The sequence below is a fragment of the Pseudomonas sp. HN2 genome, from assembly GCF_020736465.1.
Classification (GTDB): Bacteria; Pseudomonadota; Gammaproteobacteria; order Pseudomonadales; family Pseudomonadaceae; genus Aquipseudomonas; species Aquipseudomonas moraviensis_A.
This window is the reverse complement of the sequence record NZ_CP085885.1, coordinates 4,952,392-4,977,601: the sequence shown is the minus strand read 5'-3', so window position 1 is coordinate 4,977,601 and position 25,210 is coordinate 4,952,392. Positions and strand designations below refer to the sequence as shown.

Below are 25,210 nucleotides of genomic sequence, written 5' to 3'. Positions count from 1 at the left end.
CATGGTCTGCTATCATCGCCAGCCTTTGTTGATACCAGTTCGCAATTTGCGCTGAAGCGGCCCAAGCCATGATTAAACAACGCACACTGAAAAATATTATCCGTGCCACAGGTGTAGGCCTGCACTCCGGTGAGAAGGTCTACCTGACCCTCAAGCCTGCGCCTGTCGACACTGGCATTGTGTTTTGTCGCGCTGACCTCGACCCTGTGGTGCAGATTCCTGCCCGCGCGGAAAACGTCGGTGAAACCACTATGTCGACGACGCTGATCAATGGCGACGTCAAAGTGGACACGGTAGAGCACTTGCTCTCGGCCATGGCTGGCCTGGGCATCGATAACGCCTACGTCGAGCTCTCCGCGTCCGAAGTCCCGATCATGGATGGCAGCGCTGGACCCTTCGTATTCCTGATTCAATCGGCAGGCCTGGAAGAACAGGACGCCGCCAAGAAATTCATCCGCATCCTGCGTGAAGTGACAGTGGAAGACGGCGACAAGCGCGCCACTTTCGTCCCTTTCGAAGGCTTCAAGGTGAGCTTCGAGATCGATTTCGATCACCCGGTATTCCGGGACCGCACCCAAAGTGCAAGCGTGGACTTTTCCAGCACTTCGTTCGTAAAAGAAGTCAGTCGCGCCCGTACCTTTGGTTTCATGAGTGACATCGAGTACCTGCGCAAGCACAACCTCGCACTCGGCGGCAGCGTGGAAAACGCGATCGTGGTCGACGCCGATGGCGTGTTGAACGAAGACGGTCTTCGTTATGAAGACGAATTCGTCAAGCACAAGATCCTCGATGCGATTGGCGACCTGTACCTGCTGGGCAACAGCCTGATTGGTGAGTTCAAAGGCTTCAAGTCCGGTCATGCACTGAACAACCAGCTGCTGCGCAAATTGATTGAGCAGACAGATGCGTGGGAAGTGGTGACGTTCGAAGACGCCAGCACCGCACCGATCTCTTACATGCGCCCTGTAGCGGCTGTGTAAGTAAAAAACCTCTCTAGTTTTTTGAAGGCCATCCTCGGATGGCCTTTTTTTATACCTGTGGTTTTTGTATTGCCTGGGATGGCCCTATCGCGAGCAGGCTCACTCCTACAGGGGGAACGCATTCCAATTGTAGGAGTGAGCCTGCTCGCGATAGGGCCGGTGGGGCCACTGCACCTCTCAAACCGATACCACCACCCGATTGCGTCCGCCTTCCTTGGCCTGATACAGCGCCTTGTCCGCCGCAAACAACAACTGCTCCAGGGTCATCTCGCTCGCTGTCGTCCATGTGGCGATGCCGATACTCACGGTCATCGCCCGCTCAGCGCCTTCGGTCCACGGCAGGTTTTCCACAGCGCTACGGATCTGCTCAGCGATCTGCTGCGCTCCTGCGCTGTCGGTCTCGGCGAGAATCACCGAAAACTCTTCGCCGCCATAACGCGCAACCAGATCCGCCGGACGTCGCACATTCGCCGTGATCACCTTGGCCAGCTCACGCAAGACCTGATCGCCGGCCTGATGGCCATGTCGGTCGTTGAAGGCCTTGAAGTGGTCGGCATCGATCATCATCACCGACAGCGGCTGGCCCGAGCGTTGCGCGCGGAACCACTCATGACGCAGGGTCTGATCGAGCATGCGCCGGTTGGCCACGCCGGTCAGGTCATCGGTGGCGGCCAGTTGCGCCAGCTCGCGTTCGGCGCGATGGCGCAAACGCAGTTCCCGGGCGAGCAGCCAGGTCAGCCACAACAGGCCAAGGCACAGCACGCCGGTGGCGCCACTGATCAATATCGCCGTGCGCCGCCAGGTGCCGAACACCTCATCACTGGACAGCGCGACCATTACGGTCAACGGCAGATTGCCGACCCGCGAGTAGGTATAGAGCCGGCGTTGTTTATCCATGCTCGAGGTGCTGGTGAAACTGCCGCTGCCATCGCGATCATTGAGGATGCGCACAACGTTGGGCCGATTGCCGAAGCTCTTGCCCACCGAATCGCTTTGCAGGTACGGCTTCTGCGCGAGCAGCACGCCATCGCTGTTGATGATGTTCAGCGTGCTGTCGGTGCCAATGTCGAGGCTTTTGAACAGTTCGTCGAAGTAGTCGAGTTTCAGCGACGCCACCGCCACACCGAGGAATTCACCGGTCTGCGAGGAGATGCGTCGACTGAAGCTGATGCGCCACTGATCGGCCTCGTCGCAATCGCAACGGGTCTTGAACGGCCGGCTGATGAACATGCCCATCTCGCGGTTGAACGCATGGGCGAGGAAATAATCGCGGTCAGCGAAATTGCCCGGTTTCGGTTCGATGCGCGAGGAGTCGGCGACGACCTCGCCATGCTTGTCCAGCAGCAGGATGTCGCCTTTGAAGCGCGCGGTGGCCGAGCGATCGAACAGCGCCAGGTGACGGATCTGCGGCGAGACCTGCTGCAAGTCATCACGCTGGGCGGCGGCGATCAGGCCTTGCAGCGTCAGGTCGTACAGCTCGACGGTGCGCAGTACGTCGGCATCGATCAGTTGCGCAATGGTGGTCGCACGGCGAGTGGCGGCGTCCTGCGCACTGGCGTATTCGCGGATCAACAGGAAGGTGACGATGCACACCATCGCAATCACGGTCAGCAGACTGCCGAGGATCAGCAGGCGCTCGGGGCGACCGGTCTGGCCTGTGATGGGAGGTGTGCGGCTGGCGATCATGAGGGGGAGCCGGTTGGAGTGGTTTCATAAGCTTAGTTGGGCTGACGCCGGACGAACCTGTGGGAGCGAGCCTGCTCGCGAAAGCTGATTGTCAGTCAACATCTGCGTTGAATGACACACCGCTTTCGCGAGCAGGCTCGCTCCCACAGGATAGATCACAGGATCTGAAAAACGCCGCGCCGATCTTAGAAGACGTTGACCGGGTAGTCGATGATCACGCGGTATTCATCTGTATCCGAATCAATCGCGCCGTAGCCATTGCCGCCACGGTTGGTCGCCCATTGCAGGCGCACCGCCAGGTCCTTGGCCTGACCGCTTTGCACGACGTACTGCAAATCGATATCGCGCTCCCAGTGTTTGGCGTTGCGGCCGTCAGCGCTGTACCAGCTGGAATAGCCTGGGTTGTCCGGGTCGGCTTTGGTCAGGTCGACCGTGCCGCGCGAATAGGACAGCGCCGAAGTCAGCCCTGGCAGGCCGACACCCGTGAAGTCGTAAGCGTACTTGAGCTTCCACGAGCGTTCGTTCGGCCCGTTGAAGTCCGAGTATTGCTGGGAGTTGTCCAGGTAAACGCTGTCGCCCTGGCTGATGTAGTCGAACGGTGTGTTGCCGTTGACCCGCTGGTACGCGGCGGTAACGCTGTGGCTGCCGATGCCGACGGTCAGATGCGCGCTCCAGGTGTTGTTGTCGATGTCGCCGAGTAGCGCGTCGCCGGTGTCTTGTGTGTGATAGAAGTGCAGGCCCGGGTTGAGGCTGAGCAGGTCATTCAGTTGCCAGGTGTAGTCGAGGTCGTAGTAGTACTGGTTCCAGATGTCTTTCAGCTCAGAGGCATAGAGGTTACTGGTCAGACCTTCGACCCCGCTCCAGGCCACACCAGCCCAGTTCAGGTGCTGACTCTCATCGCCATCGGCGAGGGTGCCGTAGGACGTACCGATTCGCGTGTGACCGCTCTGGTTATAGGGCTTGGTGAAACTGGCCTGGCCACCTTCGATCAGCCAGCCGTCAAAACTGTGATTGGCGAGGCTGATACCGCGAAACGTCTGCGGCAGCATCCGCGTGTCGCCGCCGGCAATCACCGGGTTGGTGAGGAACAGGTCACCAGCCTTCAACTCGGTATCGAACGCACGCAGCTTCAACGTCCCGCCTGCGGTGGAGAACGAGCCCGGCGCTTTGCCGTTGCCATCGCTGATCGGCAGGATACTCGAACCGTCGGTACCGCCACCGCCGTCGAGTTTCAGGCCGAGCATGGCGTGGGCATCGAAACCGAAGCCAACCGTGCCATCGGTATAGCCGGACTGGAACACCCCGAGAAAACCCTGGCCCCACTCGATGTTGTCGTCCGCTTGCTGCAAGCGGTTGCGATTCATGTAGTAGTTGCGGGCGTTCAGGTTGAGGCTCGAACCTTCGACGAAGCCTTGTTCAGCAGGCTCGTCGGCGTGGGCGGTGGGAACAATCGTTGCGGCCATTGCAATGAACAGCGGGGTAAGGCGGGCAGGGTAAAACACGTGCGGTGGAGCTCCTTGGGTCAGCGGGCCGCTCTGTTTCTTGAGCGGCTTGATATTTCTTGTTGTTACAGACGCACCAGACGGCTTTCAGACCACAACGAAAAAAGGCCGCTGAAAGGCAGCGGCCTAGAGTGACGACGGTTGAACGGGAAGAGCCAAACAACCGCGTCGAGGGAAACCTTTCGCGGTGCAACTCAGCTGTCTTTCTCGATTACTTGAGTCTGGGAATTGGCGGCCTGCGGGGATTGCGTCGCGTCTTGAGCCTTGGCCATCACTTCGGCCTGATGCTGATCGAATGCCTGCGCGCGAGCGACTTTTTGCGCCACGAACGTTTGCGATTCTTCAGCCATCGCCATCGGCGACAGGATCAATGAGGACAAAACGAACGCGCTGGCAATACCCATACTGTTGGACATCTGGAAAACCTTCTTGCTTGGCAAGTGCTGTTTGGTGCGGGCAAAGATAAGGTTGCCGAGGGTTGGGAAACAGCGTGATTTTCATAAATGACTGTTACAGCAGAAGCAAAGATCGCAGCCTTCGGCAGCTCCTACAAGGGCGTGTCGTACACCTGTAGGAGCTGCCGAAGGCTGCGATCTTTTGATCTTTTCAGACCGGAAGGTGAATGCCGAAGGTGTTCATGCCCCGGTCACTGCGTACAAACACATCCCCGCCGTGCATCAGCGCGATCGCCTTGACGATCGCCAGCCCCAAGCCGTGGTTATTGCCGCTGTTGCTGCGCGAGGCATCGACCCGATAAAAGCGCTCGAACAACCTCGGCAAATGCTCACTGGCAATCGGCGTCCCGGGATTGGCCACGCCGATGCTCACCTGATGTTCTTGAACCTCGATGCGCACTTCGATCACCTGTCCCGGTTCGGTGTGCTGCACCGCGTTGCTCAGCAAGTTGATCAGCGCCCGGCGCAAATGCGCGACCTCGATCTGGACCTGCGCATCGCCGCTGACCTGCACTTCAACCTGGGCGTCTTCAAGAATGAAATCCAGATAGTCCAGGGTCGTCGCCACCTCATCAGCCAGTGACGTCGAGGTCAGTTTGGTTGCCTTGTTGCCCTGATCGGCGCTGGCCAGGAACAACATATCGTTGATGATCGAACGCAGTCGCTCCAGCTCTTCGAGGTTCGATTGCAGCACTTCGAAATAGTGTTCGGCCGAGCGCCCGCGGGTCAGCGCGACTTGGGTCTGGCCGATCAGGTTGGTCAGCGGTGACCGCAGTTCATGGGCGACGTCGGCGTTGAACGACTCCAACCGCGAATAGGCCAGTTCCACCCGTTCCAGCGTCGAATTGAACGACTCGACGAACTGCTCCAGTTCCGGCGGCAACGGCGATAGACGCAAGCGCCCGGCGCGTAGTGGTGGTGCCAGGCGCTGAGCTTCCTGCGACAGTTTGATCAGCGGCTTGAGGCCGATTCTTGCGACCCAATAGCCCAGCGCCGAAGCCATCAGCACACCGGCGATCGCCAGACCGATCAGTGCGATCAGCAGATTGTGCTGCGTCTCATGGAAGGTTTCGGTATCGATGCCGATCATGAAGCGCAGCGACGGGCGCTGGTCCTTGGCCGGCAACTCGGTCAGCAGCACTTTCAGGGGGTAGGGATGGTCGGCCAGATGCAGGTCATGCATGCCCAGCGGACCCTGAGCGAAGGCCCGAATCGCGGCATCGGGTTGTCCATATTCGTAACCCGGATTACCACTGACCACCCAGAACCGGATGCGCTTGTCTTCTTCGCCGAGCAGCTTGAGCTTGGCGTTGATCTTCACCCAATGTTCCGGTGTGCCGAAGCGATTGAGCGCCGACTCGAGCACGCTGTAACGCGCATCCAGCTCAGCTTCCGGCAACAGCCCCAAGCCCTTGTCGACCTGTTGATACAGTGCGCCACCAATCAACAGAAACACCACGAGCGCCACCAGCGTGAACATCCCGCTTAAACGCAGGGCAATCGAGTTACTGGACACCACGGCTCTCCAGTACATAACCCATGCCGCGAATGGTGTGCAGCAGTTTTTCGTGGAACGGGCCATCCAGTTTGGCGCGCAGGCGTTTGATCGCGACTTCGACGACGTTGGCATCACTGTCGAAATTGATGTCCCAGACCATCTCGGCGATCGCGGTTTTCGAGAGGATTTCGCCCTGGCGACGGGCGAGCACGCTGAGCAGGGAAAACTCTTTCGCGGTCAGATCCAGGCGCGTGCCGGCGCGGGTGGCCTTGCGGCTGATCAGGTCGATCCACAGGTCGGCGATGGTTACTTGCACCGGCTCATGACCGCCGCTGCGCCGGGTCAACGCTTGCAGGCGGGCGACCAGTTCGAGGAAGGAAAACGGCTTGCCGAGGTAATCGTCGGCACCGTCGCGCAGGCCCTTGATGCGGTCTTCGACGCGCTCGCGGGCGGTGAGCATGATCACCGGGGTCTGTTTGCGCGCACGCAACGCGCGCAGCACGCCGAAGCCATCGAGCCCCGGCAACATGACGTCGAGGACGATCACTGCGTAGTCGCATTCCAGCGCCAGATGCAGGCCTTCAACGCCGTCGCGGGCAAGGTCCACGGTGTAGCCCTGTTCGGTCAGGCCACGGTGCAGATAGTCCGCGGTTTTTTCTTCGTCTTCGATAATCAGAACGCGCATGACCGCCTCAGTCTGTGGTCGCCAATGCCGTTGCGGGCGTTGGGGCTGGTGGGTGTGAGTGCCGGTGAAACAGCCGTTCGAGCCATAAGTATATGACCGGGGTGGTGAACAGCGTCAGCATCTGGCTGACCAGCAAACCGCCGACCACGGCAATGCCCAATGGCTGGCGCAGTTCGGCGCCGGTGCCGTAGCCGAGCATCAGCGGCAACGCGCCGAGCAGCGCGGCGAGGGTGGTCATGATGATCGGCCGGAAACGGGTGATGCACGCCTCGAAAATCGCCTCTTGCGGCGGCAGTCCACGCTGGCGTTGCGCCTCGAGGGCAAAGTCGATCATCAGGATGCCGTTCTTCTTGACGATACCGATCAGCAGCACCAGGCCGATCAACGCCATGATCGAAAAGTCCTGGCCACAGATCCACAGCATGATCACCGCGCCGAGGCCTGCCGCCGGCAATGTCGAAATGATCGTCAGCGGATGCACGAAGCTTTCATAAAGCACGCCGAGGATGATGTACACCGCCACCAGCGCCGCAAGGATCAGCCACGGCTGACTGGCCAGCGAACTCTGGAAGGCCTGCGCTGCACCCTGGAAATTGCCGCTGATCGCGGTGGGCATGCCGATCTCGGCCTTGGCCTGATTGAGCAGAATTACCGCATCGCCCAGCGCCACGCCCGGGGCGAGGTTGAAGGACAGGTTGGCGGCGGGGAACATGCCGTCGTGGGCAATCGACAGCGGGCCGATAGTCGGCGCGTCAAACCGGGCCAGCGCCGAGAGCGGCACCATTTCTCCGCTGAGCGGCGAGCGCAGGTAGAAATAGTTGAGGCTTTCGGCCTTGCCGCGTTGCTTTGTGTCCAGCTCGAGAATCACGTTGTACTGGTTGACCTGAGTCTGGAATTCATTGATCTGCCGTTGGCCGAACGCATCGTACAGCGCCTCGTCGACATCGCTCGCAGTCAGGCCAAAACGCGCCGCTGCGCTACGGTCGATGCTGATGTGAGTGATGCTGCCGCCCAGTTGCAGATCATTGGAAATGTCGCGGAACGCCGGGTTGCTGCGCAGTTTCTCGGTCAGGCGCTGCGTCCAGGTGGCGAGGGTCGCGCCGTCATTGCTTTTGAGCACGTACTGGTACTGCGCACGGCTCGGGCCGGAGCTGAGGTTGATGTCCTGCCCTGCGCGCAAATACAGAACGATGCCGGGGACTTTCATCAGTTGCGGACGGATGCGGTCGATGAACTGGCTGGCGCTGACATCGCGATCGCCGCGTTTTTTCAGCGCGATCCAGAAGCGCCCGTTGGCGATGGTCTGGTTGCTGCCGGAGACACCCACCGAATGGGAAAACGCCTGCACCGCCGGATCGGCCGCGACGATTTCCGCCATCGCCAAGTGTTTTTTCACCATGTCGCCGTAGGAAATGTCCGCAGCGGCTTCGGTGGTGCCGAGGACAAAACCGGTGTCCTGCACCGGGAAGAAGCCCTTGGGAATGAAGATGTAGCCGGCGACCGCCAACGCCAGCGAGAGACCGAACACACCAATCATCAGTTTCTGATGGTCGAGGGCGCGGCGCAGGCCCTTTTCGTACCAGCCGAGCAGGCGTTCGCTGAAACCGGGTTTGGCATTGGCATGATGCAGCGGTTTGCGCATGAACAGCGCGGCAAGGGTTGGCGCCAGCGTCAGCGACACCACCACGGAAATCATGATGGTGGACGTCGCGGTCAGGGCGAATTCCTTGAACAGCCGCCCGACCACACCGCCCATGAACAGCAGTGGGATGAACGCCGCTACCAGCGAGAAACTGATCGAAACGACGGTGAAGCCAATCTCGCCGGCACCCTTGATCGCCGCCTCGCGCATGTCATCGCCGGCCTCGAGATGGCGGTGAATGTTCTCCACCACGACAATCGCATCGTCGACCACGAAGCCGACCGCGACGACGATCGCCACCAGCGTCAGGTTGTTCAGGCTGAAACCGAGCACGTACATCAGGGCGAAACTGGCGATCAGCGAGACGCCGAGCACCGCCGAAACAATCAGCGTCGCCGACAACTGCCGCAGGAACAGCGCCATGACTGCGACCACCAGCAGGATCGCGATCAGCAAGGTGATCTCGACTTCATGCAGCGAAGCGCGAATGGTCTGCGTGCGGTCGATCAGGGTTTTCACCTGCACCGAGGCCGGCAGCATGGCTTCGAGACCGGGGAGGGCGGCTTGAATGCGGTCGACGGTCTCAACGATGTTGGCGCCGGGCTGACGCGAGATCACCAGGTTCACCCCCGGACGATCACCCGCCCACGCCTGCACGTAGGCATCTTCCGCACCGTTGACGACTTTGGCGACATCGCGCAGGTGAACCGGGGCGCCATCCTTGTAGGAAACGATGAGCTGGCTGTAGTCCTCGGGGTGGAACAACTGGTCATTGGTCGACAGCGTGGAAATGCTCGATTCGCCGTACAGCGCGCCTTTGGCGAGGTTAAGGCTGGTCTGCTGGATCGCCAGCCTGATGTCGGCCAGCGTCAGGCCAATCGCCGCGAGTTTGTCCGCCGACGCCTGCACGCGAATCGCCGGACGTTGCTGACCGGTGATGTTGATCTGGCCGACGCCGTCGATCTGACTGATCTGCCGGGCGAGCAGGGTTTCCACCAGGTCGCTGAGTTCGGTGCCGGGCATCTGTGTGGAGCTGACACTGAGGATCAGCACCGGGCTGTCGGCCGGGTTGACCTTCTTCCACGTCGGCAGCGTCGGCATATCCTTGGGCAGCTTGCCGGCGGCGGTGTTGATCGCCGCCTGGACTTCCTGGGCGGCGGTGTCGATGCTTTTGTCGAGGGTGAATTGCAGGGTCAGCAGGGTTGAGCCCAGCGCACTGCTCGAGGTCATCTGGGTCATGCCGGGGATGGCGCTGAATTGCACCTCCAGCGGCGTCGCCACCGAAGACGCCATGGTGTCCGGGCTGGCGCCGGGCAACTGCGCCGAGACTTGAATAGTAGGAAATTCCGCTTCCGGCAGTGGGGCAATCGGCAAGCGCGGGAAGGCAATCGCCCCGACCAGCACCAGCGCGATCGTCAACAGGATCGTCGCCACCGGGTGATCGATGCACCAGGTCGAGATGCCTTTGTGCGAATTCATGGCTTCGGCTCCGCCTGCACCACTTGCGGCGGCTCACTCATGACTTGCACGCTCGACCCCGGCTTGAGCCGCGACTGGCCGTCGGTCACCAGCACGTCACCGGCGTTGACGCCTTTGATGATGTCCTGGCCGCTGCCCTGATACACCATCTGCACCGGCACCGCTTCGACCTTATCGTCCTTCACGCGGTAAACGAAGTGTTGTTCAAGGCCACGTTGTACGACGGTGGACGGAACGACCAGCGCATCTTTATCCACAGCCGTCTGAATTTTTACCGTCACCAGCAAACCCGGCCAGAGCTTCTGGCTGGCGTTGGCGAATTCGGCCTTGGCGCGGATGGTGCCGGTGTTGGCGTTGATCTGGTTGTCGATCAGGGTCAGATGACCTTCGCCGAGCAGATTGCCGGTTTCGCCATCGGTGTCGGCGCCGATGTAGGCCTTGACCGGCGCGCGTTGCGGATCGCTGATCAGGCTCTGCAGGGTCGGCAGCATCTGCTGGGGCAGGGAGAACTCGACGGCGATCGGGTCGATCTGAGTCACGGTGAACAGTCCTTGGGTGTCGGTCATGCGCAGGAAATTGCCTTCATCGACCGTACGAATACCGACGCGCCCGGTGACTGGGGAGCGAATCTGCGTGTAGGACAGTTGCACCTGCGCCGCATCGATCAAGGCCTGATTGCCCTGCGCCGTGGCTTTGAGCTGATTGACCAGCGCTTGCTGCTGGTCGAAGGTCTGCTTCGACACGCCGTCGTCAACGCTGAGCAATTTGTAGCGCTTGAGATTGACCAGCGCGACCTGCAACTGCGCCTGGCTCTCGCCCAACTGCGCCCGGGCCTGATCAAGGCTGGCGCGGATCGAGCGGTCGTCGATGGTGGCGAGCAGGTCGCCTGCTTTGACCAGTTGACCTTCCTTTACCAGAATTTTCGTCAGGATCCCGTCGATCTGCGGACGCACCACCACACTGTGGAGCGAGAGCACCGAGCCGATGCCGCTGGTATAACGCGGCACGTCTTTGGCGCTGACCGTCACCACGCGCACAGGAATGGCGGTCGGGCTGGCCAGTTTGGCCGGTGCCGGTTTGAGCACAAACCACAGGCCGGCGGCTGCCAGCAAAATCAGGAGAGAGGCGAGCAGGATTTTATTTTTCTGAATGGACATGCGCGGCGCCGAAGTCTGGAGTTTGGGCAGATTGGCCAGTTATAAACCGGTCAGGCGGTCGGCAGGGTGACGGCTGGCTGTCAGGATTGTCAGTTTCCGATGTTAATTGCAGTAGCTGCGATTACGGTTGAGTTGATAAGTCCCTAAAAGGGACCTATCGTTCCTTTTTTGGGACTCTTCGGTTTGCGCCAGTGGAAAACCTTTCTTTAAGCGAAGCCCTGTTCACCGCCACCCAGCAAAAAGTATTGGGATTGTTGTTCGGCAAGCCTGACCAGACGTTCTACGCCAACGAAATTGTGCGCTGGGCGCAGGTTGGCAAAGGCGGGCTGATGCGTGAACTCGATCGATTGCAACGAGCCGGGATCCTCAGCATGACACGAGTGGGTAACCAGACCCATTACCAGGCCAACCCCGCCTGTCCTATCTACGCGGAGCTTCTGGGCATCACGCGTAAGACATTCGGTTTTGCCGAGCCTCTTCGTCAGGCATTAGAGCCGTTTGCCGAACAGATCACGTGGGCGTTCGTGTATGGCTCCATCGCCAAAAACTCGGCGAACACACTCAGTGACATAGATCTCATGCTGATTGGCGAAGGCCTGCACTACAGTGAGTTGATGGAGCGACTCATGCCGTTGGAGGAGCAATTGAGGCGTCCCATCAACCCGACGCTATACACCCCGCAAGACTGGGCCAGGAAGCTGGCGGCACAGAACAGTTTTGTCATGCGGGTGATGCAGCAGGAAAAAATCGATCTGTCAGGGGCAAACCCTTTGGAGTCCAAGGATGGGCAGCAACGAGAGTCTGGAGAATCTTCTACGTAGCGGTGTACTGAAAGCGGAGCCACCTGACCGCAAAGAGTGTGAGGGGCTGATGCGCTCGGCTCTGGATAGGCTCAAGGATGCGCACACCTGCACACTCTCGTTTTCCAGCCGGTTCGATTTGGCCTACAACGCCGCTCACGCGCTGGCGCTGACAGCTCTTCGCTTGAGTGGCTATCGATCGGACAAGCGCTATCTGGTATTCCAGTGTCTGATCCATACCACGCAAAGCAGTAAGGTTCAGGTGCGATTGTTTGCGCTGTGCCATGAGCGGCGGAATCTCGCCGAATACGAAGGCTATATGGATGAGGATGACGCGCTTCTTGAGCAGTTGCTGGAGAGCACCTCGCAATTGTTGAGTGACGTTCAACACCGCATGAACTGAAATATCATCACGCAGTGTCAGTACCAAGCAGCCATTCAGCGCATCGCGCAAATCTTCAGATGCCGAGCCAGAGCGCACAGGTATACTGCGCGCCTTTGCGGCTCACTGATCGGGCCGACTTTTTGTTCCCGGAGCTTTTATGACTTCCCCGACCCAACCGCCGGTTGACGACGCTGTGAGCGACGTCCCGGCTGACGTGGCTGACACCAGCGAAACCAAGGCCGAGATCCCGGCGTTCAAGTTCCCGTTCAAGCCGGGCGAGCTGGCCTCGGCGAAAGGCTCGAATCAGCCGTGGTACAAGAATGGCGCGAAGAATGGCCACACCAAGACCCCGGGCATGGCGCCGCCGGGCACGCGTCGGTCGATGGGCAAGCGCTGACATCGGAAAGTGATGGTGCTTGTGCTGGCCTTTTCGCGAGCAGGCTCGCTCCCACAGGTTTGGGTTCGGCGCAGATCCAATGTGGGAGCGAGCCTGCTCGGGAAGGCGGCAGCCGCACACCACGAATATCAGATCAAGCCGCGCGCAATGAAATAAACGCGTAAGTCTGCGCCGGTTCAGTCACCACTTGGCCTCCGGCTGCCAGCACTTGCCCGGCCACGTCATCACCTGACAAATGAAACAGCCACTCACTCGGCTGCGCCGCCAGCGGTTGCGCGCTTACCTGGTCGATCACCTGCGCAAACGCATCCATGTTCGGCAAATAAGCTGTAAACCCATCGCCCTTGAGCGCGGTAGTGCGAATCCCGAGCATCGCGCAGATCGCATCCTTGAGTCTGATGTCATCCCGGTCCGCCTGACGCGAACGCTGGATCAGCTCAACCAGTTCCCGATCAACCAATTCGCCGCCCACGATCAGTTCCGGTCCCTGTTCCCATGATTCTGGCGGGCAATCCTTGGCAGCAGGATTGAGCGGGATGTGCGGATTGATTTCCGCCGGGTAAATCCGGCACACCAGCGGACGCCGCTCGTAGATTCGGCAGCGCTTGTCGTCGTCAAGATTCCGGCAGGGGCCGACGTTGTAGGCGGCGAAAGTGATCGCCACATGAGCATCGGTAGCACCGCTGCGGACCATGGCTGAACGGTGCTCGGCATGTTCGCGCTGCTGCGCTGGCAGGCCCAGACCATTGCCGAGAAAGGCCTCGACCAGCACGATTACCTGACCGCCATCCGCCGCCCACATGCGGGCTTCGGCCAGCGTCAGCGGCACATGGTGGTCGGTGCAGCATTTGCCGCAGCCTACGCAGGAAAACGTCGTATTCATTGAGCGATCTGTCTTCAATCAGGGTGTGAAAGGATGGCGGAAAACCATCGCACAGAACCCGATCGAAGCAAGGACTGCGCCACTCAGTGGGATTTTGTCACCGGGCGGATCGAGTCCCACTCGGTGACGAATGCGGTCTTCGACTGTTTGTTGTAAAGGCACAGCTCGCTGCCTTGCTGGCCTTTCATGTGTTTTTGCGGATATTGGCCTTGCAGCAGAACGGCGGTGTAACCGACGCGATCATCGAATTGCGCGGGCGTGCCGACCGGTTTGACGTTTTTCAGTCCGCTGGCCTTGGTGCAACTGGCGAGCACGGTTTTGTCGTAGGCGGCCCAGGCGTCGGGGCTGGAGGCGTGGGCCTGGGAGGCGAGGGCGGTGAGGGTGAGCAGGGCGAGGGTGATGGCTTTCATGGTTGGGGCATCCTGGGTTATGGCCAAGGTTGGAGTATGCCTGCGGGTTGGAAGTTGCCTGTGCCGGCGCTATCGCGAGCAGGCTCACTCCTACAGGTTGGAATGCATTTCAAATGTAGGAGTGAGCCTGCTCGCGATGGCGGTGGATCATTCGACGACCAGCTCCCGCCGGACTACATACATCCCGACACTTTCATACAACCGGCGCGCCCGCAGGTTGTCCTCCAGAACCCTCAAATCGACAAACCCTTCACGCCGCTGTTGATAGACGCTGAAAGCATGCAGCAACAACGCTCGCCCAAGTCCCCGGCCCTGCATTCGCGGGTGTACCACCAGATTCTTGATATACGCACTGGTCCAGCACTGCGCCACGCCAACCACACCCTCGGCATCGCAGGCAACGAAGCACAATGAGGGATCGTATTCGGGATCGCTGACAAACCGCTGCTGCCATTCGTCCAGCGGCGGTACTCGACCGCCACCCTGCAGATGTCCGAGTTGCATCAACTGATGCAGCGCTGGCGCCAATTCATCGCGGTAGACGGACAGCTCAATCCCGGACGGCCACTGCGCATTCGGCACCGCTTCACTCAAGTCGCGCCGTAGCAGAAAACAAAACGCTTCGGCCAAGACTCAGTGCCCGTTGGCCGCGACGTGCTTGGCCGCTTCGATCAGACGTTGGGTCAGTTCCGGCGAGGAGAACTTGGTCAGCACTGCATTCGCTCCCGCCAGTCGGGCCTTTTCGCTGTTCATCGCGCTGTCGAGCGAGGTGTGCAGCAGCACGTACAAGTGCGCGAAATCCGGGGTTTCGCGCAGCGTGCGGGTGAAGGCATAGCCGTCCATCTCGGACATTTCGATGTCGGAGACGATCAGGTTGATCTGCTGCGCGGTGCCCTGCAGATCGAGCAGGCAGTCGATGGCTTCCTTGGCACTGCGCGCGGTGTGGCACTGCAGGCCGAGGTTGCGCAGGGTGTGCACCGATTGTTGCAGCGCCACCTGGCTGTCATCGACCACCAGAATCCGCGCGTTGCCGAGGACTTCGGCGTCTTCCATGGTCAGGTCGGTCGGCGCCATTTCGATCTGCGCCGGGGCGATGCTGTGGATGACTTTTTCGATATCCAGCACCTGCACCAGCGTACCGTCCACCGAGGTCACGCCGGTGATGTAGGCACGCGAACCGCCGGAGCCGAACGGTGGCGGCCTGATGTCGGTGGTCAGGCAATGGACGATCTTGCTCACCGCCTGCACGTGCAGACCCTGCTTGGAACGGCTGACATCGGTGACGATCAGGCAGCCGCCGTTGGGATCTTCCAGCGGCCGCTCGCCGATCGCGCGGCTGAGGTCGATCACCGACAGCGAGGCACCACGCAGGGAGGCGATGCCTTTGACGTGCGGGTGCGACTCCGGCAGCTTGGTCAGCGGCGGGCAGGGAATGATTTCACTGACTTTCAGCAGGTTGATCGCCATCAGCTTGCCGCTGCGCAAGGTAAACAGCAGAAGCGAAAGTGAATCTGCGCGGGCTTTGGTGGAGGACATAAGAACCTTCTGTGGATGGGCGAGAGTGCAAATCGCCAGAAACCTTTGATGCCGGGTTATCGGCTTGAATGGAGTGGGCTTTAGGTTTGTCGTCACAGATCAAAAGCCCCTCACCCCAGCCCTCTCCCGGAGGGAGAGGGAGCCGACCGAGGTGTCCTGCGTCATACATCGACCTGAAAGATCGAATCGATTATGGACTCGAAGAGTTTGAATCAATTAGCGCACGGGAGTCGGTCAGGTTACGGATTCGGTAAATCACACCCAGGTCGACGGAGTTCTCCAATATTCCCGAATCGGCTCCCTCTCCCTCTGGGAGAGGGCTGGGGTGAGGGGGCTTTAGGCCTTGGCGATAATCTTCAGCTTTTCATTCCCAAGCGCTTGGCCATCCGCCCAAGGTTCGCCCGATCCACCCCCAGCTCTCGCGCCGCACTCGCCCAGTTATCCCGATGACGTTCCAGCGCTGCACTGATCAGGCGCCGCTGAAACTCATCAGTGGCACTGCGCAAATCCCCGCCGATCATTGGCATCTCATTGGCCAAGCCTGCGGTAACAGGCACAACCACGTTATCCACAACCTCACGCGGCAAATCCAGATCCGCCGCACTCAGACTCAGGATTTTCGGCCGCACCTTGCAATTACCCAGCGCCTTCAGTGCACTGCGCCCGATCAAATGCTCCAGCTCGCGCACATTCCCCGGCCAGGTGTACGCCAGCAGCGCCTCTTGCGCATCGCCGTTCAAGCGCAGGCTGTTAAGGCCCATGCGCGAGCGGTTCTGCTCGAGAAAAAAGCCGCTGAGCAGCAACACATCGCGGCCGCGATCGCGCAGCGCCGGCACCCGCAGCGGGTAGACACTCAAGCGGTGATAGAAGTCGGCCCGATAGCGACCGCTGCGTACTTCTTCGGCCAGATCGCGATTGGTCGCGGCAATCAAGCGCACATCAACCTGATGCTCCTTGTCCGAGCCCAGGCGTTGCAACTGTCCGCTCTGCAATACGCGCAGCAATTTGGCCTGGACCGTCAGCGACAGCTCGCCGACTTCATCGAGAAACAGCGTGCCGCCATTGGCCAGCTCGAATTTGCCGCGGCGGTCGCTGGTAGCGCCGGTGAAAGCACCGCGCACGTGGCCGAACAGTTCGCTTTCCACCAGTGTGTCAGGCAGGGCGGCGCAGTTGAGGCTGATGATCGGTTTGTCGGCGCGCGGGGAAGCGGCGTGAATCGCTTGGGCGACCAGCTCCTTGCCGACACCGGTTTCGCCGGTGATCAGCACGGTCAGGTCACTGCCGCCGACCAGATTGATTTCTTCCACCAGACGTTTGTGCGCTTTGCTCTGGCCGATCATTTCGCGGTTCTGCTGGCCGCTGGCCTGACGGTAAACCTCGGCGCGCTGATGTTCATCTTCGGCGCGTGTGGCCAGACGCTCGATGCGCTCGGCAGCGTTGACCGTGGCCGAGGCGAGGCTGGCGAAGGCTTGCAGGGCATCGAGTTCGATCGGCTCGAAACGCTCGGGGTCGAGCGCATCAAGGGTGATCAGCCCCCAGAGTTTCTCATCGACAAATAAAGGACAGCCGAGGCAGTCGTGCACTTCGAGGTGATCGTCGAGGCCATCGACCAATCCGTCATAGGGATCGGGCAGTTCGCTGTCGGCGGCGAAGCGCGTCGGACCGGCGCCGGCCAGCAGAATTTCAAACCGTGGGTGTTCGCTGACTTTGAAGCGGCGGCCGAGGGTGTCGGTACTCAAGCCGTCCACCGCCAGCGGCACCAAGGACTCACCGTCCAGACGCAGTAACGCGGCGGCATCGCAGGGCAACAAGGCGCGCATGGCTTCGAGCAAGCGCCGGTAGCGCTCACCTTCGGGCAATTCGCGGGACAGGTCAGCGACCAGAGGCAGCAGGGCGGTAAGCAAGGATTTGGCGGTCATGGTGATGTAGTCAAAGAGACAAAGTGTAGTCGTGATGACTATACGTGCATTTGTGTCGAAATGACTATGTTGGTTTCAAGCTATTGAATTTGAACGATTAATAAGTTGGCACGAAAGCTGATACCTCTAGTGCAATCTTTCAAGAAAGCGCAGGAGTCACCTTATGCTTAGCGTCCAGGATCGTGCCATCGTCAAATCCACCGTGCCTCTGCTGGAAAGCGGCGGCGAGGCGTTGATCACGCACTTTTATCGCATGATGCTTTCCGAATACCCGCAAGTGCGCCCGCTGTTCAACCAGGCGCACCAGGCCAGTGGCGATCAGCCGCGTGCCTTGGCTAACGGCGTGCTGATGTATGCCCGGCACATCGATCAGCTCGACCAGTTGGGCGATCTGGTGGCGAAGATCATCAACAAGCACGTGGCCCTGCAGATTCTGCCCGAGCACTACCCGATCGTCGGCACCTGCCTGCTGCGGGCCATTTCCGAAGTGCTCGGTGAAGAGATCGCTACGCCCGAAGTGATGAGCGCCTGGGGCGCGGCGTACGGGCAACTGGCCGACATCCTGATTGGTGCGGAAACCGCGATCTACGACCAAAAAGAACACGCAGTCGGCGGCTGGCGCGGTGCGCGGGAGTTCATCGTCGCGGCGAAAGTGCAAGAGAGCGCCGAAATCACCTCGTTCTACTTCGAGCCGGTGGACAAAGGGCCGATTCTTGCGGCTGAACCGGGTCAGTACATCGGCATGAAGCTGCACCTCGATGGCGAAGAAATCCGCCGCAACTATTCGCTGTCGGCACTGGCCAATCACGGCCAGTACCGCATCAGCGTCAAGCGTGAACCGGGTGGCCGCGCGTCGAATTATCTGCATGATCAACTGCAGGTCGGCTCAAGCATTCAACTGTTCCCGCCATCCGGCGAGTTCACCCTGGCGGCCAGCGACAAACCGCTGGTGCTGATCAGCGGCGGTGTCGGCATTACCCCGACGCTGGCGATGCTGGAAGCGGCGTTGGAGACCGAGCGTCCGGTGCATTTTATCCACTGCGCGCGAAACGGCAGCGTCCACGCGTTCCGTGACTGGGTCGATGGGCTGGCTGAACGTCATCCACAGCTCAAGCGCTTCTATTGCTACGCCGAAGAAGACGGCGTGAGCCCGGCGGCGGACAAGGTCGGCATGCTCAGTGAAGAGCTGCTCGGCGAATGGTTGCCGGCGCAGCGTGATGTCGATGCGTACTTCCTCGGGCCGAAAGGGTTCATGGGCGCGATCAAGCGGCATCTGAAAGCGTTGGGCGTGCCGGAGAAACAGAGCCGTTACGAGTTCTTCGGGCCGGCTTCTGCTTTGGAATAACCGTCAACGACCGAGTCGCCTGCATCGCGAGCAGGCTCACTCCTACAGGTTTTGCACTGTTCACAGAGTTTGTGTCCGACGCAGATCCATTGTGGGAGCGAGCCTGCTCGCGAACCTTCTGCGCGCCGCAAAGCTTTGTTGGTTAATCATTCCTTAACCGCTTTATCGTTTATTGCCCCGGTGTAGACTTGCGACAATTTCAGCCGCCGGCCGGCTGGACCATGGACTTACAAGGGAAAGGCAATGAGCGAGGAAACGATGCGGTTGGGACGTGAGCGGCGCTATCTGGTGCTGCTGGGGATCATCTGCCTGGCGTTGATCGGCGGTGCGCTGTACATGCAGATCGTCTTGGGTGAGGCACCGTGCCCGCTGTGCATTCTGCAGCGCTATGCATTGCTGCTGATCGCACTGTTCGCCTTCATCGGCGCGGGCATGCGCAGCCGTCGCAGCATCACCGTGTTCGAAACGCTGGTGGTGATCTGTGCGCTTGCCGGGGCCGCTGTGGCCGGGCATCACGTCTATACGCAGTTCTATCCGGCGGTGAGTTGTGGCGTCGATGTGCTGCAGCCGATTGTCGATGATTTGCCGCTGGCGAAGATCTTCCCGCTGGGCTTCCAGGTCGACGGTTTCTGCTCGACGCCGTATCCGCCGATCCTCGGTCTGTCGCTGGCGCAGTGGGCGCTGGTGGCGTTCGTGCTGGTGGTGATTCTGGTGCCGCTGCTGACCTCGCGTAATCGAAAAGCGCTGCGCTGAGTCAACTTTTGCGCGGGAGTGCCGATAAACAAAACGCCCCGATTTTCGCTGCTGAAAATCGAGGCGTTTTGCATTTCAGAGCGTTTGTGAAAACACCGTGACGAACGGCAATGAAGCATGCGGCAAGTGTGCGACATGTTGTCACACACAGGCTGTCGCAGGGGCTCGGGATGCGGCGGATTGGCCGCCTGTTACATAAAAACATTGGCCAGTTTCGACGATTTCGGGCTTCAGGGCGGAGGCGCCGGATCAGGCAGTTTTAACAGGCCCCGGCATGTAGGCGAAGGCCTTGGAATATCGGGCTTTGCGCCGGTCAGGCGCTCGCAGGCGGCTCGCAGAGCTGTCTGATTTGAGGCGGTTACATGTGCACATTTTGCCGGGTTTGTTGAGAAGAGCTTTCAATAACACCCGCAACTTTTGCAAAAATGGCGATGGATTGTTGCTCTGAGTGATAAAAATTATTTCGGGATAAGACATGGTGTATAGGGCGCTACCTATCTACAATCGCCCGCACTGAATTCCCGGCGCTGTTCAGCCTTTATCAAGGAACTGATCAGGAGGTCGGGTGTCGAGCGAGCCGCGAGGCTTTCAAGACACCCAGGTGTCGGTGCCTTTCCAATTTTCCGCACCAAATGGAATTGGTCTGTAACAAGGCCTTTGACCACGAATTCGAATAAGAACTGAACGCTGTCCCAAGGTTTTGTCGAGCGTGAGACGCGCGACGGGCGGCCCTTATTCAATCCAAAGAAAATGCCAACCCTTGGCAGGGTGAAGTGTTGGCGATCAAAACCCAACTGCATTGCGCAAGCTGCTTTAGAGGTCGTGAGATGAGTAAAAACAGGTACCCCAGATTACTAGGCCTAGTGCCGCTGCTCGGCACGTTGCTGCTGGGAGGCTGCAACATGACCTTGCTCAATCCAACGGGCCAGGTCGGCCTGGAACAGCGCAACCTGATCATCACCGCCACGCTGCTGATGCTATTGGTCGTCGTGCCGGTCATCGTCATGACCTTCCTGTTTGCCTGGAAGTACCGCGCTTCGAACAAGAACGCCGTCTACACGCCGAAGTGGTCGCACTCGACCAAGATCGAAGTGGCCGTATGGACCATCCCGGTGCTGATCATCATCGCCCTGGGTTACATCACTTACATCTCGACTCACGAGCTGGACCCGTATCGTCCGATCGAGTCTGACGTCAAGCCGGTGACCATCGAAGTCGTCGCGCTGGACTGGAAGTGGCTGTTCATCTATCCGGAACAAGGCATCGCCACGGTCAACAAGATCGTGTTCCCGGCGCACACGCCGATCAACTTCAAGATCACCTCCGACGCCGTGATGAACTCGTTCTTCATCCCGGGCCTGGGCGGCCAGATCTACGCGATGGCGGGCATGCAGACCAAGCTGCACCTGATCGCCGACCGCAACGCTGAAATGGACGGTATCTCCGCCAACTACAGCGGCGCCGGTTTCACCGGTATGAAATTCAAGGCTATCTCCACCACTCAGGAAGATTTCGACGCCTGGGTCAGTGAAGTCAAGAAGTCGCCTAAACAGCTTGATCAGGCTGAATACGCAGCCCTGGCCAAACCGAGCCAGAACAACCCAGTCGAGCTCTACTCGTCGGTCACGCCGAACCAGTTCCAGATCATCGTCGACAAGTACGAAGGTATGAAGCCGGGCAAGCCGCTGAAGCACGAGAAGAAAGAGAAAGAAGTGGCGGCCACGGATATTGACGCGGGTTCGCATTCAGCTGCCGGGGCAGAGGAGTAAACGATGTTTGGTAAATTAAGTTGGGAAGCAGTCCCATTCCACGAGCCGATCGTGATGGTGACCATCGCCATGATCGCCCTCGGTGGTCTGGCACTGTTCGCTGCGATCACTTATTTCAAGAAGTGGACGTACCTGTGGACCGAGTGGCTGACTTCGGTCGACCACAAGAAAATCGGCGTGATGTACATCATCGTCGCCATGGTCATGCTGCTGCGCGGCTTTGCCGACGCGATCATGATGCGTACCCAGCTGGCCATGGCCACCGAGGGTTCGCCTGGCTACCTGCCACCTGAACACTATGACCAGATCTTCACCGCTCACGGTGTGATCATGATCATCTTCATGGCGATGCCATTCTTCACCGGCCTGATGAACCTTGCAGTGCCGCTGCAGATCGGTGCGCGTGACGTTGCCTTCCCGTTCCTGAACTCCCTGAGCTTCTGGCTGCTGGTATCCGGCGTTGTGCTGATCAACCTGTCGCTGGGTATCGGTGAATTCGCCAAGACCGGTTGGGTTGCGTATCCGCCGCTGTCGGGTCTGCAATACAGTCCTGGCGTAGGTATGGATTACTACATCTGGGCGCTACAGCTATCCGGATTGGGTACGACGTTAACCGGGGTCAACTTCCTCGCGACCGTACTGAAAATGCGTACCCCTGGCATGAAACTGATGGACATGCCGATCTTCACCTGGACCTGCACCTGGGCAAACGTTCTGATCGTGGCTTCGTTCCCGATCCTGACCGCGACCCTGGCACTGCTGACCCTTGACCGTTACATGGATTTCCACATTTTCACCAATGAACTTGGTGGCAATCCGATGATGTACGTCAACCTGTTCTGGGCGTGGGGCCACCCTGAGGTTTACATCCTGATCCTGCCGGCCTTCGGCATCTTCTCGGAAGTGATCTCGGCCTTCACCGGCAAGAAACTGTTCGGCCACCACTCGATGATCTACGCCTCGGGCGCGATCTCGGTACTGGGCTTCATGGTCTGGCTGCACCACTTCTTCACCATGGGTTCGGGTGCAAGCGTCAACGCCTTCTTCGGTCTGGCGACGATGCTGATTTCCATCCCGACGGGTGTGAAGCTGTTCAACTGGCTGTTCACCATCTACCAGGGCCGTCTGCGCTTCACCAGCCAGGTAATGTGGACCCTGGGCTTCATGGTGACCTTCGCCATCGGCGGCATGACCGGCGTACTGCTGGCCATTCCGGGTGCTGACTTCGTGCTGCACAACAGCCTGTTCGTGATCGCGCACTTCCACAACGTGATCATCGGCGGTGCGGTATTCGGCTACATCGCTGGCTTCGCGTTCTACTTCCCGAAAGCGTTCGGCTTCAAGCTGCACGAAGGCTGGGGCAAAGCAGCGTTCTGGTTCTGGATCTCGGGCTTCTTCGTCGCGTTCATGCCGCTCTATGCACTGGGCTTCATGGGCATGACCCGTCGTCTGAACGCCACCACCAACCCTGAGTGGGTACCGTACCTGTACGTTGCCATGTTCGGTGCGGTGATGATTGCTGCCGGTATCGCCTGCCAACTGATCCAGCTGTACGTCAGTGTGCGTGACCGCAACAAGCCAGAGAACGTTTGCGATCACGGTGACCCGTGGAATGCGCACACGCTGGAATGGTCGACCTCGTCGCCACCACCGTTCTACAACTTCGCTGTGCTGCCTAAGGCTGACTGCATCGACCCGTTCACCGAGGCCAAGGAAAACGGTACTGCGTATCAGCGTCCGGCCAAGTACGAGCCGATCCACATGCCGAACAACACCGCCACCGGCGTGGTGATGGGCGCGCTGTTGACCGTCTTCGGTTTCGCGATGATCTGGCACATCTGGTGGCTGGCGATCGCGAGCCTGGTAGGCACCGTCGTTTACTTCGTGATCCACGCTGCGCGTGACGACCAGGGCTATATGGTTCCGGTTGAAACGATCGAGCGTATCGAAGCCGAGCAGCACAAGCGTCTGGTCGCGGCAGGGAAAATCCCGGCCAATGCCACCCGTGTTGAAACCTCGTTGGAACAGGCTTAAACCATGTCGAACTTAGTGACCAATGTTGGACACGCCCATGGTGACCATGGGCACGATGACCATCACCACGACTCGGGCGAGATGACCGTATACGGTTTCTGGCTCTACCTGATGACCGACTGCATTCTGTTTGCATCGATCTTCGCGGTGTACGCAGTACTGGTAAACAATGTTGCCGGTGGCCCGTCGGGCCACGACATCTTCGAACTGCCATACGTGCTGGGCGAAACCGCTCTGCTGTTGTTCAGTTCGATCACCTACGGCTTCGCCATGCTGGCGTTGTACAAGGGCAAGAAGCAGGCGGTCCTGGGCTGGTTGTTCATGACCTTCCTGCTCGGCGCGGGCTTCATCGCCATGGAGATCAACGAGTTCCACCTGCTGATCTCCGAGGGCTTCGGTCCTAGCCGTTCGGGCTTCCTGTCGGCGTTCTTCACCCTGGTCGGTACCCACGGTCTGCACGTTTCGGCCGGTCTGATCTGGATGGGCATCATGATGTATCAGGTCAACAAGCATGGCCTGACGTCGACCAACAAGACCCGTCTGAGCTGCCTGAGCCTGTTCTGGCACTTCCTGGACGTGGTCTGGATCTGCGTCTTCACCGTTGTTTACCTGATGGGGACTCTGTAATGGCTAATGCACACTCCCATGACAGCCACGATGCTGGCCACGGCAGCGTCAAGTCGTACGCCATCGGCTTCATCCTGTCGGTAATCCTGACCGTCATTCCGTTCGGTCTGGTGATGTACCCGACCCTGCCGAAGTCGACGACGCTGGCAATCGTTCTGCTGTTCGCAGTGATCCAGGTGATCGTTCACCTGTATTACTTCCTGCACCTGGACCGCTCCATTGCACAGCGTAACAACGTGATCGCGTTCGTCTTCACGGCGATTGTGATCGTGCTGCTGGTTGGCCTGTCGCTGTGGATCATGTTCAGCATCCACACGTACATGATGGCGAAGTGAGGTAGACCCGATGTCGCTCAAGCACTTTATCCAAATCACCAAACCGGGGATCATTTTCGGTAACGTGCTTTCTGTGGCAGGCGGGTTCTTCCTGGCCTCGAAAGGGCATGTCGATCTGGCGGTGTTCCTGGCCGCCATGATCGGTACTTCCCTGGTCGTGGCCTCCGGTTGCGTGTTCAACAATTGCATCGACCGCGACATCGACCTGAAGATGGAACGCACCAAGAACCGTGTGCTGGTCCAGGGCCTCATCTCCCTGAAACTGGCCCTGGTTTACGCGACCATTCTGGGTGTTCTCGGCGTTGCCCTGTTGTACAAGGTGGCCAACCCGTTGGCTGCCCTGTTCGCAGTAATCGGCTTCATCATCTACGTCGGCTTCTACAGCCTGTACCTCAAGCGCAAGTCGGTTCACGGCACGCTGGTGGGCAGCCTGTCGGGCGCCATGCCGCCAGTGATCGGTTACGTGGCCGTGACCAACAGCTTCGACATGGCCGCACTGACCCTGCTGGTGATGTTCAGCCTGTGGCAGATGCCGCATTCCTACGCTATCGCGATTTTCCGTTTCAACGATTACCTGGCCGCATCGATTCCGGTGCTGCCAGTGAAACGCGGAATCCAGGTGGCGAAGAAGCACATCCTGCTCTACATCCTGGCGTTCCTCGTGGCGACCTTGATGCTGACCTTCAGCGGCTACGCCGGCATGAGCTACCTCGCCGTCGCCGCCGCCATGGGCATGTACTGGCTGTACATGGCCTGGACCGGCTACAAGGCAGTCGATGACACCGTCTGGGCACGCAAGCTGTTCGTGTTCTCGATCTTCACCATCACTGCGTTGAGCGTCATGATGTCCCTGGACTTCAAGGTGCCGACAGAGCTGCTGCTGACGTACGCGCCGTAAGGTTTGCAAGCTTCAGGAAAACCCCGCACGTTGAG

Annotated in this window: 23 protein-coding genes; 11 read left to right on the top strand and 12 right to left on the bottom strand. The window is 59.5% G+C overall.

Annotated features, from left to right (window positions below; translation table 11 throughout):
- Positions 1–68: 68 nt before the first annotated feature.
- Complete coding sequence (gene lpxC / locus LIS66_RS21980) at positions 69–980, top strand: UDP-3-O-acyl-N-acetylglucosamine deacetylase (protein ID WP_007916984.1); 912 nt, start codon at positions 69–71, stop codon at positions 978–980.
- Positions 981–1,157: 177 nt separating this feature from the next.
- On the opposite strand, the gene LIS66_RS21975 is transcribed toward lpxC, so the two are convergent.
- From LIS66_RS21975 to LIS66_RS21945, 7 genes are all read right to left on the bottom strand, one after another.
- Positions 1,158–2,666: a sensor domain-containing diguanylate cyclase gene (locus LIS66_RS21975; RefSeq protein WP_227973041.1), complete on the bottom strand. Its 1,509-nt coding sequence runs from the start codon at positions 2,664–2,666 to the stop codon at positions 1,158–1,160.
- A 185-nt stretch (positions 2,667–2,851) separates the two neighbouring features.
- The gene (locus LIS66_RS21970) at positions 2,852–4,129 is read right to left on the bottom strand and encodes an OprD family porin (protein WP_416220766.1); all 1,278 of its coding nucleotides are present in this window, start codon (positions 4,127–4,129) and stop codon (positions 2,852–2,854) included.
- 233 nt (positions 4,130–4,362) lie between these two features.
- Entirely contained in the window at positions 4,363–4,584 is a 222-nt protein-coding gene (locus tag LIS66_RS21965) for a hypothetical protein (protein ID WP_064364304.1), read from the bottom strand.
- A gap of 190 nt (positions 4,585–4,774) precedes the next feature.
- Positions 4,775–6,139 carry a heavy metal sensor histidine kinase gene (locus tag LIS66_RS21960; RefSeq protein WP_042608368.1) on the bottom strand — a complete coding sequence of 455 codons (1,365 nt, stop codon included), beginning with the start codon at positions 6,137–6,139 and terminating at the stop codon, positions 4,775–4,777.
- On the bottom strand, positions 6,129–6,806 hold the full coding sequence (locus tag LIS66_RS21955; protein WP_042608367.1) for a heavy metal response regulator transcription factor: 678 nt from the start codon (positions 6,804–6,806) through the stop codon (positions 6,129–6,131). Before LIS66_RS21955 ends, LIS66_RS21960 begins: the two co-directional genes overlap by 11 nt.
- Positions 6,807–6,813: 7 nt before the next feature.
- Positions 6,814–9,927, bottom strand: a complete 3,114-nt coding sequence (locus LIS66_RS21950; protein WP_227973039.1) for a multidrug efflux RND transporter permease subunit — start codon at positions 9,925–9,927, stop codon at positions 6,814–6,816.
- On the bottom strand, positions 9,924–11,084 hold the full coding sequence (locus LIS66_RS21945; RefSeq protein ID WP_227973038.1) for an efflux RND transporter periplasmic adaptor subunit: 1,161 nt from the start codon (positions 11,082–11,084) through the stop codon (positions 9,924–9,926). The genes LIS66_RS21950 and LIS66_RS21945 overlap by 4 nt, the downstream gene beginning before the upstream one ends.
- Positions 11,085–11,275: 191 nt before the next feature.
- Here LIS66_RS21945 and LIS66_RS21940 point away from each other — a divergent pair, with 191 nt between their 5' ends.
- The 3 genes from LIS66_RS21940 to LIS66_RS21930 all read left to right on the top strand — a co-directional run bounded on the left by LIS66_RS21940 (position 11,276) and on the right by LIS66_RS21930 (position 12,666).
- A complete protein-coding gene (locus LIS66_RS21940) occupies positions 11,276–11,905 on the top strand; it encodes a nucleotidyltransferase domain-containing protein (RefSeq protein ID WP_064364308.1) in 630 nt (209 codons plus the stop codon).
- Positions 11,868–12,287 (top strand): hypothetical protein, encoded by a 420-nt coding sequence (locus LIS66_RS21935; protein WP_065616625.1) that lies wholly within the window; start codon positions 11,868–11,870, stop codon positions 12,285–12,287. The genes LIS66_RS21940 and LIS66_RS21935 overlap by 38 nt, the downstream gene beginning before the upstream one ends.
- A 139-nt stretch (positions 12,288–12,426) precedes the next feature.
- Positions 12,427–12,666 carry a hypothetical protein gene (locus LIS66_RS21930; RefSeq protein WP_042608363.1) on the top strand — a complete coding sequence of 80 codons (240 nt, stop codon included), beginning with the start codon at positions 12,427–12,429 and terminating at the stop codon, positions 12,664–12,666.
- Positions 12,667–12,799: 133 nt separating this feature from the next.
- Here LIS66_RS21930 and LIS66_RS21925 read toward each other — a convergent pair whose 3' ends face one another.
- The 5 genes from LIS66_RS21925 to norR all read right to left on the bottom strand — a co-directional run bounded on the left by LIS66_RS21925 (position 12,800) and on the right by norR (position 17,414).
- Positions 12,800–13,549 (bottom strand): YkgJ family cysteine cluster protein, encoded by a 750-nt coding sequence (locus LIS66_RS21925; RefSeq protein WP_227973037.1) that lies wholly within the window; start codon positions 13,547–13,549, stop codon positions 12,800–12,802.
- Between the two features lie 83 nt (positions 13,550–13,632).
- Positions 13,633–13,959: a hypothetical protein gene (locus LIS66_RS21920; protein WP_064364312.1), complete on the bottom strand. Its 327-nt coding sequence runs from the start codon at positions 13,957–13,959 to the stop codon at positions 13,633–13,635.
- 147 nt (positions 13,960–14,106) lie between these two features.
- Positions 14,107–14,589: a GNAT family N-acetyltransferase gene (locus tag LIS66_RS21915; RefSeq protein ID WP_227973036.1), complete on the bottom strand. Its 483-nt coding sequence runs from the start codon at positions 14,587–14,589 to the stop codon at positions 14,107–14,109.
- A 3-nt stretch (positions 14,590–14,592) separates the two neighbouring features.
- Positions 14,593–15,495, bottom strand: a complete 903-nt coding sequence (locus LIS66_RS21910; RefSeq protein ID WP_042608360.1) for a chemotaxis protein CheV — start codon at positions 15,493–15,495, stop codon at positions 14,593–14,595.
- 356 nt (positions 15,496–15,851) lie between these two features.
- The gene (norR, locus tag LIS66_RS21905; protein ID WP_065616628.1) at positions 15,852–17,414 is read right to left on the bottom strand and encodes a nitric oxide reductase transcriptional regulator NorR; all 1,563 of its coding nucleotides are present in this window, start codon (positions 17,412–17,414) and stop codon (positions 15,852–15,854) included.
- A 163-nt stretch (positions 17,415–17,577) separates the two neighbouring features.
- Here norR and hmpA point away from each other — a divergent pair, with 163 nt between their 5' ends.
- The 7 genes from hmpA to cyoE all read left to right on the top strand — a co-directional run bounded on the left by hmpA (position 17,578) and on the right by cyoE (position 25,175).
- On the top strand, positions 17,578–18,759 hold the full coding sequence (hmpA, locus tag LIS66_RS21900; RefSeq protein WP_065616629.1) for an NO-inducible flavohemoprotein: 1,182 nt from the start codon (positions 17,578–17,580) through the stop codon (positions 18,757–18,759).
- Positions 18,760–19,002: 243 nt separating this feature from the next.
- Positions 19,003–19,512, top strand: coding sequence for a disulfide bond formation protein B (locus LIS66_RS21895; protein ID WP_042608357.1), 510 nt, complete (start codon positions 19,003–19,005; stop codon positions 19,510–19,512).
- Positions 19,513–20,339: 827 nt separating this feature from the next.
- Positions 20,340–21,281, top strand: a complete 942-nt coding sequence (cyoA, locus tag LIS66_RS21890; protein WP_024014231.1) for a ubiquinol oxidase subunit II — start codon at positions 20,340–20,342, stop codon at positions 21,279–21,281.
- 3 nt (positions 21,282–21,284) lie between these two features.
- Positions 21,285–23,315, top strand: a complete 2,031-nt coding sequence (cyoB, locus tag LIS66_RS21885) for a cytochrome o ubiquinol oxidase subunit I (RefSeq protein WP_039761405.1) — start codon at positions 21,285–21,287, stop codon at positions 23,313–23,315.
- A 3-nt stretch (positions 23,316–23,318) separates the two neighbouring features.
- Positions 23,319–23,942, top strand: a complete 624-nt coding sequence (cyoC, locus tag LIS66_RS21880; RefSeq protein ID WP_016773303.1) for a cytochrome o ubiquinol oxidase subunit III — start codon at positions 23,319–23,321, stop codon at positions 23,940–23,942.
- Positions 23,942–24,277, top strand: coding sequence for a cytochrome o ubiquinol oxidase subunit IV (cyoD, locus tag LIS66_RS21875; protein ID WP_011335842.1), 336 nt, complete (start codon positions 23,942–23,944; stop codon positions 24,275–24,277). The genes cyoC and cyoD overlap by 1 nt, the downstream gene beginning before the upstream one ends.
- Before the next feature lie 10 nt (positions 24,278–24,287).
- The gene (gene cyoE, locus LIS66_RS21870; protein WP_016773305.1) at positions 24,288–25,175 is read left to right on the top strand and encodes a heme o synthase; all 888 of its coding nucleotides are present in this window, start codon (positions 24,288–24,290) and stop codon (positions 25,173–25,175) included.
- Positions 25,176–25,210: the final 35 nt, after the last annotated feature.

Bases quoted from the DNA above. Each gene is read 5' to 3' on its own strand.
- LIS66_RS21925 (WP_227973037.1), bottom strand. From the start codon at position 13,549: ATGAATACGACGTTTTCCTGCGTAGGCTGCGGCAAATGCTGCACCGAC.
- LIS66_RS21930 (WP_042608363.1), top strand. From the start codon at position 12,427: ATGACTTCCCCGACCCAACCGCCGGTTGACGACGCTGTGAGCGACGTC.
- cyoA (WP_024014231.1), top strand. From the start codon at position 20,340: ATGAGTAAAAACAGGTACCCCAGATTACTAGGCCTAGTGCCGCTGCTC.
- cyoB (WP_039761405.1), top strand. From the start codon at position 21,285: ATGTTTGGTAAATTAAGTTGGGAAGCAGTCCCATTCCACGAGCCGATC.
- LIS66_RS21950 (WP_227973039.1), bottom strand. From the start codon at position 9,927: ATGAATTCGCACAAAGGCATCTCGACCTGGTGCATCGATCACCCGGTG.
- cyoC (WP_016773303.1), top strand. From the start codon at position 23,319: ATGTCGAACTTAGTGACCAATGTTGGACACGCCCATGGTGACCATGGG.
- LIS66_RS21945 (WP_227973038.1), bottom strand. From the start codon at position 11,084: ATGTCCATTCAGAAAAATAAAATCCTGCTCGCCTCTCTCCTGATTTTG.
- LIS66_RS21970 (WP_416220766.1), bottom strand. From the start codon at position 4,129: ATGGCCGCAACGATTGTTCCCACCGCCCACGCCGACGAGCCTGCTGAA.
- norR (WP_065616628.1), bottom strand. From the start codon at position 17,414: ATGACCGCCAAATCCTTGCTTACCGCCCTGCTGCCTCTGGTCGCTGAC.
- LIS66_RS21965 (WP_064364304.1), bottom strand. From the start codon at position 4,584: ATGTCCAACAGTATGGGTATTGCCAGCGCGTTCGTTTTGTCCTCATTG.
- LIS66_RS21895 (WP_042608357.1), top strand. From the start codon at position 19,003: ATGAGCGAGGAAACGATGCGGTTGGGACGTGAGCGGCGCTATCTGGTG.
- hmpA (WP_065616629.1), top strand. From the start codon at position 17,578: ATGCTTAGCGTCCAGGATCGTGCCATCGTCAAATCCACCGTGCCTCTG.
- LIS66_RS21975 (WP_227973041.1), bottom strand. From the start codon at position 2,666: ATGATCGCCAGCCGCACACCTCCCATCACAGGCCAGACCGGTCGCCCC.
- LIS66_RS21935 (WP_065616625.1), top strand. From the start codon at position 11,868: ATGGGCAGCAACGAGAGTCTGGAGAATCTTCTACGTAGCGGTGTACTG.
- lpxC (WP_007916984.1), top strand. From the start codon at position 69: ATGATTAAACAACGCACACTGAAAAATATTATCCGTGCCACAGGTGTA.
- LIS66_RS21910 (WP_042608360.1), bottom strand. From the start codon at position 15,495: ATGTCCTCCACCAAAGCCCGCGCAGATTCACTTTCGCTTCTGCTGTTT.
- LIS66_RS21955 (WP_042608367.1), bottom strand. From the start codon at position 6,806: ATGCGCGTTCTGATTATCGAAGACGAAGAAAAAACCGCGGACTATCTG.
- cyoD (WP_011335842.1), top strand. From the start codon at position 23,942: ATGGCTAATGCACACTCCCATGACAGCCACGATGCTGGCCACGGCAGC.
- cyoE (WP_016773305.1), top strand. From the start codon at position 24,288: ATGTCGCTCAAGCACTTTATCCAAATCACCAAACCGGGGATCATTTTC.
- LIS66_RS21920 (WP_064364312.1), bottom strand. From the start codon at position 13,959: ATGAAAGCCATCACCCTCGCCCTGCTCACCCTCACCGCCCTCGCCTCC.